This window comes from Rhizobium sp. R711 (assembly GCF_002211365.1).
Classification (GTDB): domain Bacteria; phylum Pseudomonadota; class Alphaproteobacteria; order Rhizobiales; family Rhizobiaceae; genus Rhizobium.
In genome coordinates, this window is sequence record NZ_LOKZ01000029.1 from 1 (window position 1) to 13,965 (window position 13,965).

15 protein-coding genes are annotated in these 13,965 nt (G+C 59.4%); 10 read left to right on the forward strand and 5 right to left on the reverse strand.

The features are described from left to right. Positions 1–174 precede the first annotated feature (174 nt). Positions 175–807 (reverse strand): outer membrane protein, encoded by a 633-nt coding sequence (locus ATY80_RS20510; protein WP_088694179.1) that lies wholly within the window; start codon positions 805–807, stop codon positions 175–177. A gap of 362 nt (positions 808–1,169) precedes the next feature. Here ATY80_RS20510 and ATY80_RS20515 point away from each other — a divergent pair, with 362 nt between their 5' ends. From ATY80_RS20515 to ATY80_RS20535, 5 genes are all read left to right on the forward strand, one after another. Further along, positions 1,170–1,937 (forward strand): SDR family oxidoreductase, encoded by a 768-nt coding sequence (locus ATY80_RS20515; protein WP_088694191.1) that lies wholly within the window; start codon positions 1,170–1,172, stop codon positions 1,935–1,937. Beyond that, entirely contained in the window at positions 1,934–3,973 is a 2,040-nt protein-coding gene (gene uvrC, locus ATY80_RS20520) for an excinuclease ABC subunit UvrC (RefSeq protein WP_088694180.1), read from the forward strand. The genes ATY80_RS20515 and uvrC overlap by 4 nt, the downstream gene beginning before the upstream one ends. Before the next feature lie 110 nt (positions 3,974–4,083). Further along, complete coding sequence (pgsA, locus tag ATY80_RS20525) at positions 4,084–4,674, forward strand: CDP-diacylglycerol--glycerol-3-phosphate 3-phosphatidyltransferase (RefSeq protein WP_088694181.1); 591 nt, start codon at positions 4,084–4,086, stop codon at positions 4,672–4,674. After that, positions 4,671–4,925 carry a molybdopterin converting factor subunit 1 gene (moaD, locus tag ATY80_RS20530; protein WP_088694182.1) on the forward strand — a complete coding sequence of 85 codons (255 nt, stop codon included), beginning with the start codon at positions 4,671–4,673 and terminating at the stop codon, positions 4,923–4,925. Before pgsA ends, moaD begins: the two co-directional genes overlap by 4 nt. Position 4,926: 1 nt before the next feature. Further along, complete coding sequence (locus tag ATY80_RS20535; protein ID WP_088694183.1) at positions 4,927–5,394, forward strand: molybdenum cofactor biosynthesis protein MoaE; 468 nt, start codon at positions 4,927–4,929, stop codon at positions 5,392–5,394. On the opposite strand, the gene ATY80_RS20540 is transcribed toward ATY80_RS20535, so the two are convergent. Continuing rightward, on the reverse strand, positions 5,395–6,291 hold the full coding sequence (locus ATY80_RS20540; protein WP_088694184.1) for a branched-chain amino acid ABC transporter permease: 897 nt from the start codon (positions 6,289–6,291) through the stop codon (positions 5,395–5,397). A gap of 63 nt (positions 6,292–6,354) precedes the next feature. Between ATY80_RS20540 and ATY80_RS20545 the strand changes: the two genes are divergently transcribed. Both ATY80_RS20545 and ATY80_RS20550 read left to right on the forward strand, forming a co-directional pair. Then, positions 6,355–6,906 (forward strand): CGNR zinc finger domain-containing protein, encoded by a 552-nt coding sequence (locus tag ATY80_RS20545; RefSeq protein WP_088694185.1) that lies wholly within the window; start codon positions 6,355–6,357, stop codon positions 6,904–6,906. After that, positions 6,903–7,406 carry a hypothetical protein gene (locus ATY80_RS20550; RefSeq protein WP_088694186.1) on the forward strand — a complete coding sequence of 168 codons (504 nt, stop codon included), beginning with the start codon at positions 6,903–6,905 and terminating at the stop codon, positions 7,404–7,406. Before ATY80_RS20545 ends, ATY80_RS20550 begins: the two co-directional genes overlap by 4 nt. A gap of 69 nt (positions 7,407–7,475) precedes the next feature. On the opposite strand, the gene ndk is transcribed toward ATY80_RS20550, so the two are convergent. Beyond that, entirely contained in the window at positions 7,476–7,898 is a 423-nt protein-coding gene (gene ndk / locus ATY80_RS20555; RefSeq protein ID WP_088694187.1) for a nucleoside-diphosphate kinase, read from the reverse strand. 203 nt (positions 7,899–8,101) lie between these two features. On the opposite strand from ndk, the gene ATY80_RS20560 reads away from it, so the two are divergent. Both ATY80_RS20560 and ATY80_RS20565 read left to right on the forward strand, forming a co-directional pair. After that, positions 8,102–8,617 carry a DinB family protein gene (locus tag ATY80_RS20560; RefSeq protein ID WP_088694188.1) on the forward strand — a complete coding sequence of 172 codons (516 nt, stop codon included), beginning with the start codon at positions 8,102–8,104 and terminating at the stop codon, positions 8,615–8,617. Between the two features lie 144 nt (positions 8,618–8,761). Next, a complete protein-coding gene (locus tag ATY80_RS20565; protein ID WP_189637226.1) occupies positions 8,762–9,811 on the forward strand; it encodes a GGDEF domain-containing protein in 1,050 nt (349 codons plus the stop codon). 44 nt (positions 9,812–9,855) lie between these two features. On the opposite strand, the gene ATY80_RS20570 is transcribed toward ATY80_RS20565, so the two are convergent. Both ATY80_RS20570 and ATY80_RS29070 read right to left on the reverse strand, forming a co-directional pair. After that, positions 9,856–11,460, reverse strand: a complete 1,605-nt coding sequence (locus ATY80_RS20570; RefSeq protein WP_189637227.1) for a methyl-accepting chemotaxis protein — start codon at positions 11,458–11,460, stop codon at positions 9,856–9,858. Then, positions 11,457–11,768 carry a hypothetical protein gene (locus ATY80_RS29070; protein ID WP_088704748.1) on the reverse strand — a complete coding sequence of 104 codons (312 nt, stop codon included), beginning with the start codon at positions 11,766–11,768 and terminating at the stop codon, positions 11,457–11,459. Before ATY80_RS29070 ends, ATY80_RS20570 begins: the two co-directional genes overlap by 4 nt. 189 nt (positions 11,769–11,957) lie before the next feature. Here ATY80_RS29070 and ATY80_RS20575 point away from each other — a divergent pair, with 189 nt between their 5' ends. After that, positions 11,958–13,841: an ABC-F family ATP-binding cassette domain-containing protein gene (locus tag ATY80_RS20575; RefSeq protein WP_088694190.1), complete on the forward strand. Its 1,884-nt coding sequence runs from the start codon at positions 11,958–11,960 to the stop codon at positions 13,839–13,841. The last annotated feature ends 124 nt before the right edge of the window (positions 13,842–13,965 follow it).

Sequence of the window (13,965 nt, forward strand, 5' to 3'; positions counted from 1 at the left end):
AGCAGGTGATCCTTCGGAACCAGGCTATCGAGCGTCACCATCTCGAGCGCAGTCTGTTCGGCAGCGGGTTTCTTCAACATAACCCAGTGAATCAAAAACCCCCGGCAAACGCCAGGGGTTTGTCAGCGGTCTGAGCCGGGCTGAAGCCCGGCTTTTCCGTATTCGATATCCTGCTTAGAACTTCACGCCGATACCAACCTTGACGCTGTGCTCGTCGTAGCCACGCGAAATGTTTGCGCCACCGACATGGAAGTCGCTGTCAGCGTAGTTCGTGTAGCGGTACTCGACACGGGCCGTGATGTTGTTGGTCACAAAGGTTTCTGCACCCGCGCCGACCGTGTAGCCGAGCGACGTGTCGGTGTCAGAGCCGGCGGCGTTGCTGAACTTGTTCTTGGTAGCAGCGAGACCGGCCGTGCCGTACAGCAGGAACGGATTCAGGTCGTAGCCGATACGGCCGCGGATCGAGCCGTTGACTTCATTCTTGCCCTCGCCGCCGCCAGCAGCGCCGTCAGCGCCGGAATAGCCGATGTCGGCTTCGGCACCGTAAACGATCTGGCCAGCCTGCCAGTTGTAGCCGGTGTAGATCTGACCGCCGAGAGCGCGCGCGTTGTACTTGTTGCCAAAGCCGCCCATGTTGTAGGTGCCGGCGCCGCCGAGGTAGAAGCCCTGCCAGTTGGCAGCGGGAGCCGGCTCATTCTGTGCAACCGGAGCTTCCGGGATCTGATCAACGGCATCGGCTGCATAAGCGGCGGAAAACCCACCAAGGGCAACGGTCGAAACCAACAGGCTAGCAATAAACGTACGCATACTCGTCTCCTTTCAGACCCGCGTCCTTCGTCAACTGTCTTACAGCGAAGCATTCGCGGGCTATTACAAATGTCCCTTGCGGTTCGGAAGGGAAATTGATGCCCAATTGAGGATTTGAAAGAGCCAAATTGTGATTTGATTGTGGCGCCTGGATGGCTGAAATTCGATGTTGCTTTGCCGCAACAGAATATTTGTTAACCATAATGAATGGTTAAATCATGGATACTTATTTGAGTGAATTATATTCTTAAATAATACATACAGTAATTCCGATATCGCCGCAATCAAAACGGCTATTTATCTCACCTTCTCTCGCGCCTATATAAGCAGCAAACAGAGTTTCGCGGCGAAAAGGCATGATTTTGAACGGGAAAAGACTTCGGACGGCGCTCGTCACCGGGGCGGCCAAAAGAATAGGCAGGGCGATAGCCGAGGATCTGGCTGCGAATGGCTTTGCGGTCGCGATTCATGCCAGCCGTTCGATTGAGGCGGCCGAGAATTTCGCGGCGGAATTGCGGCAAAGCGATTCCCGGGCGGTTGCGGTGCAAGCTGATCTCCAGAAAATTGACGAGACACGCGATCTCATAAGGAGAGTATCGGAGGCGATCGGGCCGATCGACCTGCTCGTCAACAATGCCTCCGTTTTCCACGAAGATTCGGTCCGGCATATCGATGCCGAGGCATGGGACGAGCATTTCGCCGTCCATGTCCGCGCACCGTCGATTCTCGCGGCGGACTTTGCCGCGCAACTGCCCGAGCAGGCGGATGGTCTGGTGGTCAACATCATCGACCAGCGTGTTTGGGCGCTGCGACCGAGCTTCTATTCCTATACGCTGTCGAAGTCGGCCTTGTGGACCGCGACGCAGACCATGGCCCAGGCGCTTGCGCCGCGCATCCGCGTCAATGCGATCGGCCCCGGCCCCTCGATGCCGAGTGAACGGCAATCGCAAGAAGACTTCCAAGCGCAGGTCTCAGCGCTTATCCTCAAGCGAGGGCCGCAACTTGAGGAGTTCGGCAAAACGATTCGTTTCCTCTACGAAACGCCCTCGATCACCGGTCAAATGATTGCCCTCGACGGCGGCCAGCACCTTGCCTGGCAGACGCCCGATGTGGCGGAGATTACGGAATGAATTCAAGGAAGCTGCCTGATGGCGGCATTCTTTACGACGAAACGGACGAAGCTGACGACGATATCGACGTGGAGAGCGACACTTCCCCGGCGCCGATTTCGAGTGCGATCGATTGGAACGAGGGCGGCGTCAACGAGACTGGCCTTATCGGAGCGGATCTCATCGCCGAATTCGTCAAGCACCTGCCGAACAGTCCAGGTGTCTACCGCATGTTCAACGAGGCCGGTGACGTCCTCTATGTAGGCAAGGCCCGCAGCCTAAAGAAGCGCGTCAGCAACTACGCGCTCGGGCGCGTCCACTCCAACCGTATCGCACAAATGGTGCGCTTGACCGCGAACATGGAGTTCGTGACGACGCGCACCGAAACCGAAGCGCTGCTCCTCGAAGCGAATCTGATCAAACGCTTGCGGCCACGCTTTAATGTGCTGCTGCGCGACGACAAGTCGTTCCCCTACATTCTGATAACGGGCGACCATCGCGCTCCGGCAATCTTCAAGCATCGCGGTGCTCGCGCTCGCAAGGGCGACTATTTCGGGCCCTTTGCGTCAGCTGGGGCCGTCGGTCGCACGATCAACTCGCTGCAACGCGCCTTTCTCATCCGGACCTGTACCGACAGCGTCTTCGAGACGCGTACCCGCCCCTGTCTTCTCTATCAGATCAAGCGCTGTTCTGGGCCATGCACGCATGAGATCAGCGACGAGGGCTATGCCGAGCTCGTGCAGGAGGCCAAGGATTTCCTTTCCGGCAAAAGCCAGAAGGTCAAAGAGCATATGGCCAAGGCGATGAACCTTGCTGCCGAGGATCTCGACTTCGAACGGGCAGCCGTCTATCGCGACCGTCTCGCGTCGCTCTCGCATGTCTCCAGCCACCAGGGCATCAACCCGGCAGGCGTGGAAGAGGCGGATGTCTTCGCGATCCATCACGAAGGCGGCATTTCCTGCATTCAGGTGTTCTTCTTCCGCACGGGGCAGAACTGGGGCAACCGCGCCTATTTCCCGAAGGCTGACCCTCAGCTCTCGGCCGCCGAGGTGTTGAATGCCTTCCTCGCTCAGTTCTACGACGACAAGCCAGTGCCGAAGCAGATCCTGCTGTCGGAGACCGTCGAGGAACTCGAACTTCTTGCCGCCGCACTCGGAGAAAAGGCTGGACATAAAGTGTCCATACTCGTGCCGCAGCGCGGAGAGAAACGCGATCTGGTCGAGCATGTGATTGCCAATGCACGCGAGGCGCATGGCCGCAAACTCGCGGAAACGGCGTCCCAATCGCGGCTGCTCGAGGGCTTTAAGGAGACCTTCAAGCTCCCCTATGTGCCGCAGCGGGTAGAGATCTACGACAACTCGCACATCATGGGCACTAACGCGGTTGGCGGCATGGTCGTGGCGGGGCCGGACGGTTTCGTGAAGAACCACTACCGAAAGTTCAATATCAAATCGACCGATATCACGCCGGGCGACGACTTCGGGATGATGCGCGAAGTGATGACGCGCCGCTTCTCAAGGTTGCTCAAGGAAGAAGGCCTGCCCGACCGTAGCCAGCCGACATCGCCGGCGGATGCCGCGGACATGCCCTTCCCCGCCTGGCCCGACGTCATCCTGATCGACGGCGGACAGGGACAGATGACGGCCGTGCGCGCGATCCTTGAGGAACTGGGGATCACCGACAGCGTCACCGCCATCGGCGTGGCCAAGGGTGTCGACCGCGACGCCGGGCGCGAGCGCTTCTTCCCGCCGGGACGCGAGAGCTTCACCCTGCCACCGCGCGACCCCGTCCTCTATTTCATCCAGCGCATGCGCGACGAGGCGCACCGCTTCGCAATCGGCTCGCATCGCGCCCGGCGCAAGAAAGAGATGGTGAAGAATCCGCTCGACGAGATCGGCGGGATCGGGCCGTCGCGCAAGCGCGCCCTGCTGCAGCATTTCGGAACCGCGAAGGCGGTTTCCCGCGCCGCCTTGTCCGATTTGATGGCGGTCGAAGGCATTTCTGAGACAGTTGCTAGGCAGGTTTACAATCATTTTCACGACGACGCCGCGAAATAGGCGACGTCAGTCGCAAATTCCACGCAAAGGCAGCGAAAAAATAGAAAGAATGTTGACGCTTTACGGTCAAAGCCGTCATCTACGGGCACATCACTTCAGAGACATGTTTCATGGCATCGCGCGCTTATAATATACCGAACCTGCTGACCTACGGCCGCATTCTGGCAGTGCCGCTGATCGTGCTGTGCTTCTTCCTCGAAGGAAAGCTGGCGATCAGCAACACGGCACGATGGGTGGCGCTGTGGATCTTCATCATCGCGTCGATCACCGACTTTCTCGACGGCTATCTCGCCCGCATCTGGAACCAGACGTCGAACATAGGCCGGATGCTCGATCCAATCGCCGACAAGCTGCTTGTCGCGTCCATTCTTCTGCTGGTCGCAGCCGACCAAACGATTGCCGGCTGGTCAATCTGGGCGGCGATCACCATTCTCTGCCGCGAGATCCTGGTCTCGGGTCTGCGCGAATATCTGGCCGCCCTGAAGGTCAGCGTCCCCGTGACGCGGATCGCCAAGTGGAAGACGACGGTGCAACTCGTTGCGATTGCGTTTCTGCTCGCCGGTCCCGCTGGCGACGAAATTTTCCCTTATACGACGAAGGCCGGCATCGCACTTCTCTGGGTCGCGGCACTGCTGACGATCTACACCGGCTACGACTATTTCCGGGCTGGCCTGAAGCACATCGTGGATGATGAAGAATGACAAAGCTCGTTTATTTCGCCTGGGTGCGCGAACGGATCGGCAAGGCCGAAGAAGAGATGGCCCTGCCCTCGTCCGTCGTTACCGTTGCCGATCTTCTGAATCATTTGAAGACGATGGGCGAAGAATATGAGACTGCGCTTCAGTTTCCCGACGTTATCCGGGTCGCGATCGACCAAGAGCACGTCGAGCGTGACGAACCGATCGGCAACGCCAGGGAGATCGGCATTTTCCCGCCGATGACCGGAGGCTGACGTGAGCAGCAAGGTCGAGCCGTATATTCGCGTCCAACGCGAGGACTTCGATCTTCAGGCGGAAGTGGATCGGCTCAGCGCTGGCGCAAGCGGCATTGGCGCGATCGTCACATTCTCGGGCTTGTGCCGTGACGAAGGCGGCAGGCTCGCAGCGCTCGAACTCGAACACTATCCAGGCATGGCCGAAGCCGAGATGAACCGGATCGCTCTCCTTGCGATCAAACGCTTCGGGCTTCTCGGCCTGACCGCCATTCACCGCTACGGAAAGATCGCGGCGCGTGAGCATATCGTGCTTGTTATCGCCGCGGCTCCGCATCGGCAGGCCGCGTTCGATGGCGCAAACTTTGTGATGGACTTTTTGAAGACGGCCGCTCCCTTCTGGAAGAAGGAGCACGCTAAGGATGGTTCCTCGGGCGAATGGGTCACGGCAAAGGACGCGGATGACACCGCCCGCGACAAGTGGAAATAGTCAGGGTATCGCCCGCTCTCTCCTGCTGAGTACCAACAGAAGTACAAGCAGCGAGAACACTACGAAATCGCGCCAAAGATAAGGGCCGTAGGCGCTCCACATCGTCTCCGCGACACCGAGACCAGCGGCGCCGCCGGCCGACTTCAGGGGGTCCGAATATCCGCCGACAGCAGCTACCATCAAAACCTTGAGGCCGAACATCAGCCCGGCACCGAAATCCATCGTGCCGTAGTAAAAGGTGGCGAGGATGCCGCATGCCGTGGCGATCAAAGCGGCTGCCACGTAGGCGACGAGGAAAACGCGATCGGCGCTCGTCCCGCACAGTTCTGCCGCAAGGGGATCGTCTGTTACGGCCCGCCACAGGCGACCCCAGGAAGTCAGCCTCATGACGGCAACGCCGAGCGCGATCATGGCACACATCAATCCGGTATTGATGAGTTGGATCTCGGTGAGCGTCACCTTGAACGCCCCGTCATTCCAGAAGGTGACGACGCTGTTCAGGAACGGCGAAAGCCATAGGCTCTTGGTGTCCGATGCAAGCCTCGCCGTTTCCATCAGTACGATCGTAACGCCGAGCGCTGCGACAATCACGGTGTTCGACGACTGGCGTACCAGCGGCAGCATGATGGATCGCCCGATCCAGACTGCTGCAAGCATCGAATAGACGACCGAGAACAAGGCTCCCAGCGCCAGTGCCGCCGGCAGGATCAGCCAGAGCCTGTTGTAGCCGAGATCGGTGAAAAGCAGCAGAATCTGGCCCGAAAACGCGAAGATCGCCCCATAGGTAATATCGGCACGCTTGGTCACTCCAAAAGCGACGGCGTAGCCGAACGCAAGCGCAGCATAGAGCGCAGCCAGCGGCACCGCGTTCGCCAATTGCTGCAGCAGATAGGCCATGAAAAACTCCTGATTGCCGAAATCATAACTAGCAAAACATATTTTACCAGTTATATTTTCATTATGAGCTTTACCTGGACCCCACACCGCTTTTCTGGAGGCGCATTGGCGCTGGATGTCGCCAACAGCGTTGTGCTTCGGCATGACGAGACGCGACGGATCGACCGTTTCGAAACATCCGCCCAGCTAGAAGCCTTTCCGGAGGCTGCGGCGGCGTTCTGCGCGGAGCGGGAACTTTTCGCTGACATGGTTGCTCCTGCCCCACAGAACAGAAGAAACTTCCTGGAGTTGCGCGAGGCGACGGACGGATATTTCCGGGCCCGCGTTTCCGGCGACAATGACGATCAACTGCTCGCCGACCTGCTGGAGGCGCTGGCGCGCACGTTGCGTGGCGCCAATGGCGCAAACGGCCTCGATGCGGCAACCGCGCATTCGGTGTTGCGGCTGCTCGCAATGCCTGATCCCGACCGGATGAAGATCTGCCGCAATTGCGGCTGGCTCTTCATCGACCGCAGCAAGAACAGGAGTCGCGCCTGGTGCGACATGGCGGTGTGCGGCAATCGCGCCAAGGCGAGCCGCCACTATCGCCGGAGGAAAGAGGAGGAAGCACCATGAAAGCGCTGTCGATGGCCGTTCTTGTTGCAGCCGCAATGCTGACGGGATGCCAACGAGAGACCGACAAGCTGGTCGAGATCAGCGGCCGCGTCTTCGTATTCAATTACCGGATCGCCGTCGCGACCTATGTCGTGACCTTGAACAAGAAGGCGCCCATTCCGGAAGGGACGGTCGCCATCGCGGAATTCGAGAACCCGGCGGGCGGCGAGGTGCTGGTGACCAATGAAAAGATCTATCCGTTCTGGGACAAGATTACGCTTCAGAGCCCCGCACTGCATTGCGTCAAGAAGGATAAGCCTTACGCCGTGAAGGTTCGCCTGGTCGATGCCAAGGGAAAGACGTTGCAGAGCCTGAAGACAGAGGTGATTTCGAGCCTCGACCAGTCGGTCATGCCGGGCAAGCCGCTGGTCATCGGGCCGTTCTACACAAAGAACCCCGAGGTCTTCAAACCGGATGGCACCGTCGACTACGACTCCGCCGCCACCTGCCCTTCAACGTAAAAAGCCGGAGCAGAGCCCCGGCTTTCAGAGTTAATTCAAATGCTTCAGCGGTTTCGCTGAGAGCCTGAATCAGCCGACGATCTCGGTGTCCGAGAACCAGTACTTGATTTCCTGAGCAGCGGTTTCCGGAGCATCCGAGCCGTGAACCGAGTTTTCGCCGATCGACAGGGCGTGAACCTTGCGGATCGTGCCTTCGTCAGCGTTGGCCGGGTTCGTCGCACCCATGACTTCGCGGTTCTTGAGGATGGCGCCTTCGCCTTCCAGAACCTGAACGATGGTCGGGCCGGAAGTCATGGTTTCAACGAGTTCGCCGAAGAACGGGCGCTCCTTGTGGACGGCGTAGAAACCTTCGGCTTCGCGCTTGCTCATCCAGACGCGCTTGGAAGCGACAACACGCAGGCCGGCGTCTTCGAGCATCTTGGTGATAGCGCCCGTCAGGTTGCGCTTCGTTGCATCCGGCTTGATCATCGAGAAGGTGCGTTCAATCGCCATGGGTCAAATTCCTTTATTTCGTGGGAAAAGTGGGCGGTGTTTACCTGTCCGAGGGCCTGAAAACAAGGGGGCTCTGGTAATTTCACGCCGCTGTCATGGTCCAGCCCATCACCGTCCGACCATCATCGACTTTCATGGTTTTATGAAAGATGATTGACCTGAGTTGCCTTAAAATCAGCCGCCGAATGGACGCAGGAGAGAAAATGCTGAAACAATATAGGATGTTTGCGGATTACAATCGTTGGGCCAACGCGATCGTCTACGCCGCCGTGTCCGAACTGACAGAGCCGGAATTTCAGGAAAATCGGGGCGCCTTCTTTGGTTCGCTGCAGAGAACGCTCAACCATCTCCTGGCGGCCGACCGAATCTGGATGAAGCGTTTTACGGGTACTGGCGAGGCTCCTTCAACGCTCGACAGCGTGCTTCACGAGGATTTTCCTTCATTGCTCGGGGCCCGCCAAATCGAAGACCAGCGGATCATAAACTGGCTAGATACGCTCGATGAGCCTTCTCTTGCTGCGAATTTCACCTACATGCCGATCATTCAGCCAATCGAGATCAGGCAGCCGCTGTGGTCGGGCCTCTCACATTTCTTCAATCACCAAACCCATCACCGCGGCCAATGCCATATGACGCTAACGGCGCTCGGAAAAGCCAGTCTCGGTCTCGACCTCGCATACTACCTGCGCGCAGACGGCAAACGATGGCTCGACAGCTGAGCATCAAGCACCCGTTAACCGCGTCAAGAGAACCACCCTGGCCACATTCCCCTCAGACAGGCGAAATTCAACCTATCTTAAGCCATTGCACGCATAGGAAGAACAGCGCCAGGCGGAACGGGCCGACGAGCGAAGGGGACGGTCATGCGACATGCAGCATCGGATTCACAGGTGCAACGCGAAGCCTCACGCCCAGGCTCCGGAACCGACATCCAACGCGTCAGCCAGCACATCACGCGTCTCGGTATTGCGGGCCTGCCTCGCAACTACGAACTCCTGCACGAGGCAATCATCGGGCAGAACGCAGCCTTGGCGCAGGATATTGCGGCCCTCGGCTCGTCTCCGAACCAGGCTGCCCTCGACGATCTCGGCTTGAAATACCGTCTCGTCAGCCATTGCGGGATGATCGATAATGCGTCGCAGGCAGAGGCCGTCAAACTCCTGCGAGAGGCCGCAGGGCATCTTGCCGACTGCCTTATCCACAGACGAGCGTTCACGCGGGCGGCAGAAACGGTGTTGAACTCAATCGTCGGCGATCCGGAACAGAGCCTGTCCTCTCTGATGAACGAGATGGAGTATCTCTCGCAGGCGCTTGAGGAAGCGACAAGTGGAGAAGCAGCGCTGCAGACGAAGCTGCAAGCCGATCTCGAACGGCTTGAGACGCTGGCCCGCGGCGTGGCGGCGGCGCAGGTTGCCTCCACGACCGACAAACTGACGGGCCTGCCAAACCGTATCGCGCTCAACAGGGCAATCGCCGATCTTTATGAACGCGACGCAGGCTTCGCCAGCAGCGCTCTCATCATGGTCGATATCGATGACTTCAGGGCATTCAATAGTCGCTATGGCACACATACCGGCAGCCGGCTATTGAAGAAGCTGGCGGACATCTTCCGTAAATCAATCAAGAAGAACGACGTCGTCGCGCGAACGGACGGCGACGAATTCTCCTTTCTGTTTGCAAATGTCGGCATGCAAGAGGCCGTCGTGATTGCTGAGCGCCTGCGCACGTCGGCGGAGGACAACCTGGTCTTCGCAACGTCCGACAACATCGCGCCCGCCCGGCTCACGATTTCGCTCGGGATCGCACTGAGCGCCGACGCAACGACGGCATCGCAGTTGCAGGCAAATGCGCGCGTCGCACTCTACGCGGCCCAATCAAACCGCCGGCAGCCTATACAAGCGTTCGGGCGCTGAGCGTCAGGCTCAGGCTTTCATCCGCCCAAGGTCGTACGGCGCCTTCATTCTCCCGCCGCAAGTCGAAGCACTGGTTGTCTTCCAACGACAGCAAAGCGACCGAGGATATCCTCAAGGCGCTCCGCTTCCGTCGTGAGCAGGCGGGCGGCGGAAGTCGAGTCCTCAGCCATCGCGGCATTCCTCTGCGTGATCGCATCAATCGCGCCGATTGCGGAACCAATCTCGTCAAGTGCCGCTGACTGTTCGCGTGCGCCCTCGACGATGGCATCAATGTGCACGCGGATATCCGTAACGCTCTCGGCGATCAGCGTCAGCGTGTGTCCAGTGTCGTTTACCAGGGAGACGCCTTCCCGCACCTGCGCATCCGAGGAGGCAATCAGCGTCTTGATCTCGCGCGCGGCGACCGCGGAGCGCTGTGCCAGTTCGCGGACCTCTTGAGCGACGACTGCAAATCCCTTGCCCGCTTCGCCGGCTCGCGCCGCCTCGACGCCCGCATTCAAGGCGAGAAGGTTGGTCTGAAACGCGATCTCGTCGATGACCCCAACGATCTTGCCGATTTCCCTGGCTGATCCCTCTATTCTCCCCATGGCACCAACGGCGGCGACCACCACAGCGTTGGACTTTTCTGCCACCTCGACGGTTTGCGTCACCAGTTGACCCGCCTCCTCCGCGCGCTTCGCCGATTGTTGGACGGTTCCTACGATCTGCGTGACGGCAGCTGCGGTCTCCTCAACCGAGGAAGCCTGCTGTTCTGCACGCCGGGCAAGATCATTATTGGAATCGCGGATCGACGACGAACTGGAGCGAACGGCCCTGGCTGCATCTCCGACCGTCAACATGACCTCCTGCAGATTTGTGGCAAACAGGTTGAAAGCCATACGCAAGCGCTCGAGATCACCGGCAAAGGGTTGCTGCAACCGGAACAATAGGTCGCCGTTTGCCAAAGCGGTAAGCGCTTCATCGAGCCGCCTGACAGCAAAGAGCGTCTGTTCGGCTTGCTCGATGCGCTCGCGGTCCCGCGTAGCGCGCTCGTCCGCCGCACGCGCCTCCGTCTCCATCATCTTGATTCCCATTTCCTCAGCAGCCCTCTGGGCCGCCGTCGCGCGCTCGGCTGCCTCTTCGGCGACTTCGGCAGACACGAGCGCTTTTGCTACCCGATGAACGAGAGCGACGAGCACGGCACTCTGAAGCACCAGAACCGTGGCATGTAGCAGCACGCGCGGGAAGTCCGAAGCCCCAGGAAACACAGCCACCGGCAGCAGGAAGAAAAGCACCAGGTGATGAGCGGCAACGACGGCGGCATAGGCTACAATCGCGCGCCAATCGATCCATGCCGCGCAGATCGCCAGCGTCGCAAAGAAATACATGTGCATGTCAATCTGCAGCGGTGAGCCGCTGAAACTGTACACGAGCAAGGCGACGAGCGCCGCGTGTGCCATGGATGATACGATACGGGTGACCGGGCCTATCCGATCGATGAACCAGAGAATGCTTGCCAACGCCACGATCGCGATGCCACAGAGGGAAACGACCGTTGCCGGCGGGCTGGAATAGGCGAATAGCCTGAGGGCCAGAAGGCCGAGATCTATCCAGAGCAGCAGCAGGATGCCACCAGCGACGCGCATGCGTAAGCTGTCAATCGATTTCATACCTTCCCCCTCGTCAAACAAATCTCGGTCATCCAGTGGTTCGTTACCAGCAGTGCTCCATGCCTGAAGAGGCGCGGCACGAAACCGGTACGGTCGGAATAGGCAACGGCCATCCATGGGTAGCGTCCTTCCGCGACATACTGCCCGCCCGCTTGGCCGATCAGCTGCTGCATTTGCGCTGCCTGCATACCGGGCGGCGCGACTACGACGACGAACGGACCGGCGGGAAAGAGTAAGGCGACGGCCGAAAGTAGGCAGATGAAGGTAAAACTTGCGACCACCACGAAAATATCGGTGCTGCGGGACATGAATGCCTATCCTTCAATCCGCGCCGACATCGCACGAGCCTACCGCTGAAGCAATCATGGCGTGCAATAAACTTCAACACACGCCGATTAGTAAAAGGTTACGGAAGTGATGTAACTTTCCGCCATATCGTGCCGTCCGGCTTCGCCGTGCCCTTGCCTTCGGCCAAGAGTTCCGCCAAAACGCCGGCCATGATCACGATTTCCGATATTTCCGCACGTATTGCCGGCCGCCTGCTCCTCGATCACGCCAGCGTTTCACTGCCAGCCGGCACGAAGGCCGGTCTGGTTGGTCGGAACGGCGCTGGCAAGTCGACGCTTTTTCGAGTGATCACCGGCGATTTGGCTTCGGAAAGCGGCTCGGTATCGATCCCGAAGAATGCGCGTATCGGGCAGGTGGCGCAGGAAGCACCGGGAACGGAAGACGCGCTGATCGAAATCGTGCTAGCCGCCGACAAGGAACGCTCGGCGTTGCTGGCGGAGGCAGAGAGCGCAACGGATCCGCATCGGATCGCGGAAATCCAGATGCGGCTGGTGGACATCGATGCGCATTCCGCGGAGGCGCGTGCGGCCAGCATCCTGGCAGGCCTCGGGTTCGATCAGGAAGCGCAATCGCGACCGGCCTCGTCCTTCTCGGGCGGCTGGCGGATGCGCGTCGCCCTCGCTGCGGTGCTGTTCTCCGAGCCCGACCTGCTGCTCCTCGACGAGCCGACCAACTACCTCGATCTCGAAGGCACACTCTGGCTTGAGGATTATGTACGTCGCTATCCGCACACAGTCATCATCATCAGCCACGACCGCGACCTGCTGAACAGCGCCGTCAACTCAATCGTTCATCTCGACCAGAAGAAGCTCACTTTCTATCGCGGCGGCTACGATCAGTTCGAAAGGCAAAAGGCCGAAGCGGACGAACTGCAGACGAAGGCACGAGCGAAGAACGAGGCGGCGCGCAAACACTTGCAGAGCTTCATCGACCGCTTCAAGGCAAAGGCGACCAAGGCACGCCAGGCACAGAGCCGTGTGAAGGCGCTGGAGCGCATGGGAACGGTGGCTGCCGTCATCGAGGACCAGGTACAGCCGATCACCTTCCCCGAGCCGGAAAAGCAACCCGCCTCCCCGATCGTGGCGATCAGCGGCGGTGCCGTCGGCTACGAGCCCGGCAAACCGATCTTGAAGGGCCTCAACCTGCGGATCGACAATGACGATCGCATCGCCCTGCTCGGCTCCAACGGCAACGGCAAATCGACCTTCGCGAAATTCATTTCTGGCCGCCTGTCGGCGGAGGCGGGCGAAGTCAAGCTGGCACCGAACCTGAAGATCGGCTTCTTCGCGCAGCACCAGCTCGACGATCTGATCCCTGACCAGTCGCCGGTCGAGCACGTGCGCCGTCTGATGCTGGATGCGCCCGAAGCGAAGGTGCGGGCGCGCGTCGCCCAGATGGGCCTCGCGACCGAGAAGATGACGACCGCGGCAAAGGATCTTTCCGGCGGCGAGAAGGCGCGTCTGCTGATGGGGCTCGCTGCCTTCCACGCTCCCAATCTCCTCATCCTCGACGAGCCGACGAACCACCTCGACATCGACAGCCGGCGGGCACTGATCGAGGCGCTGAACGACTACGAGGGCGCCGTCATTCTCATTTCGCACGACCGCCACCTTATCGAGGCGACGGTCGATCGCTTGTGGCTGGTCAACAAAGGTACTGTCGCGACCTTCGAAGGCGATATGGACGAGTACCGCGACCTCGTTGTCGCACCGGGCAAGAAGAAAGACGAAAGGTCTCAGCCTGCGGAAGAGTCCGCCTCGAAGGCGGACCAACGCAAGCTGAATGCGGAGAAGCGTGCTTCGCTGGCGCCGCTCAAGAAAAAGATCAACGAAATCGAATCCTTGACCGGCAAGCTGGAGAAACTGATTCAGGCGCTTGATGCAGAACTTGCGGATCCGCTGCTGTATGAAAAGGCACCTGCGAAGGCCGCGGAGAAGGCCAAGCAACGCGGCGAGGCTGCCGCAAAGCTGGCTGCGGCAGAGGAACAGTGGCTGGAGCTTTCGGCCGAGTACGAAGAAGCTATGGCGGTATAGATGGTGTTGTCTAATCGCATTGCGTTGGTCAAGCTCTTTTTGACATGCTCAACAACGCCCGGGCGAGCATCGTTCAACCGGGACGAGTACTAAACCGTGGATGTGCGGACCGCTGTTTCATGTT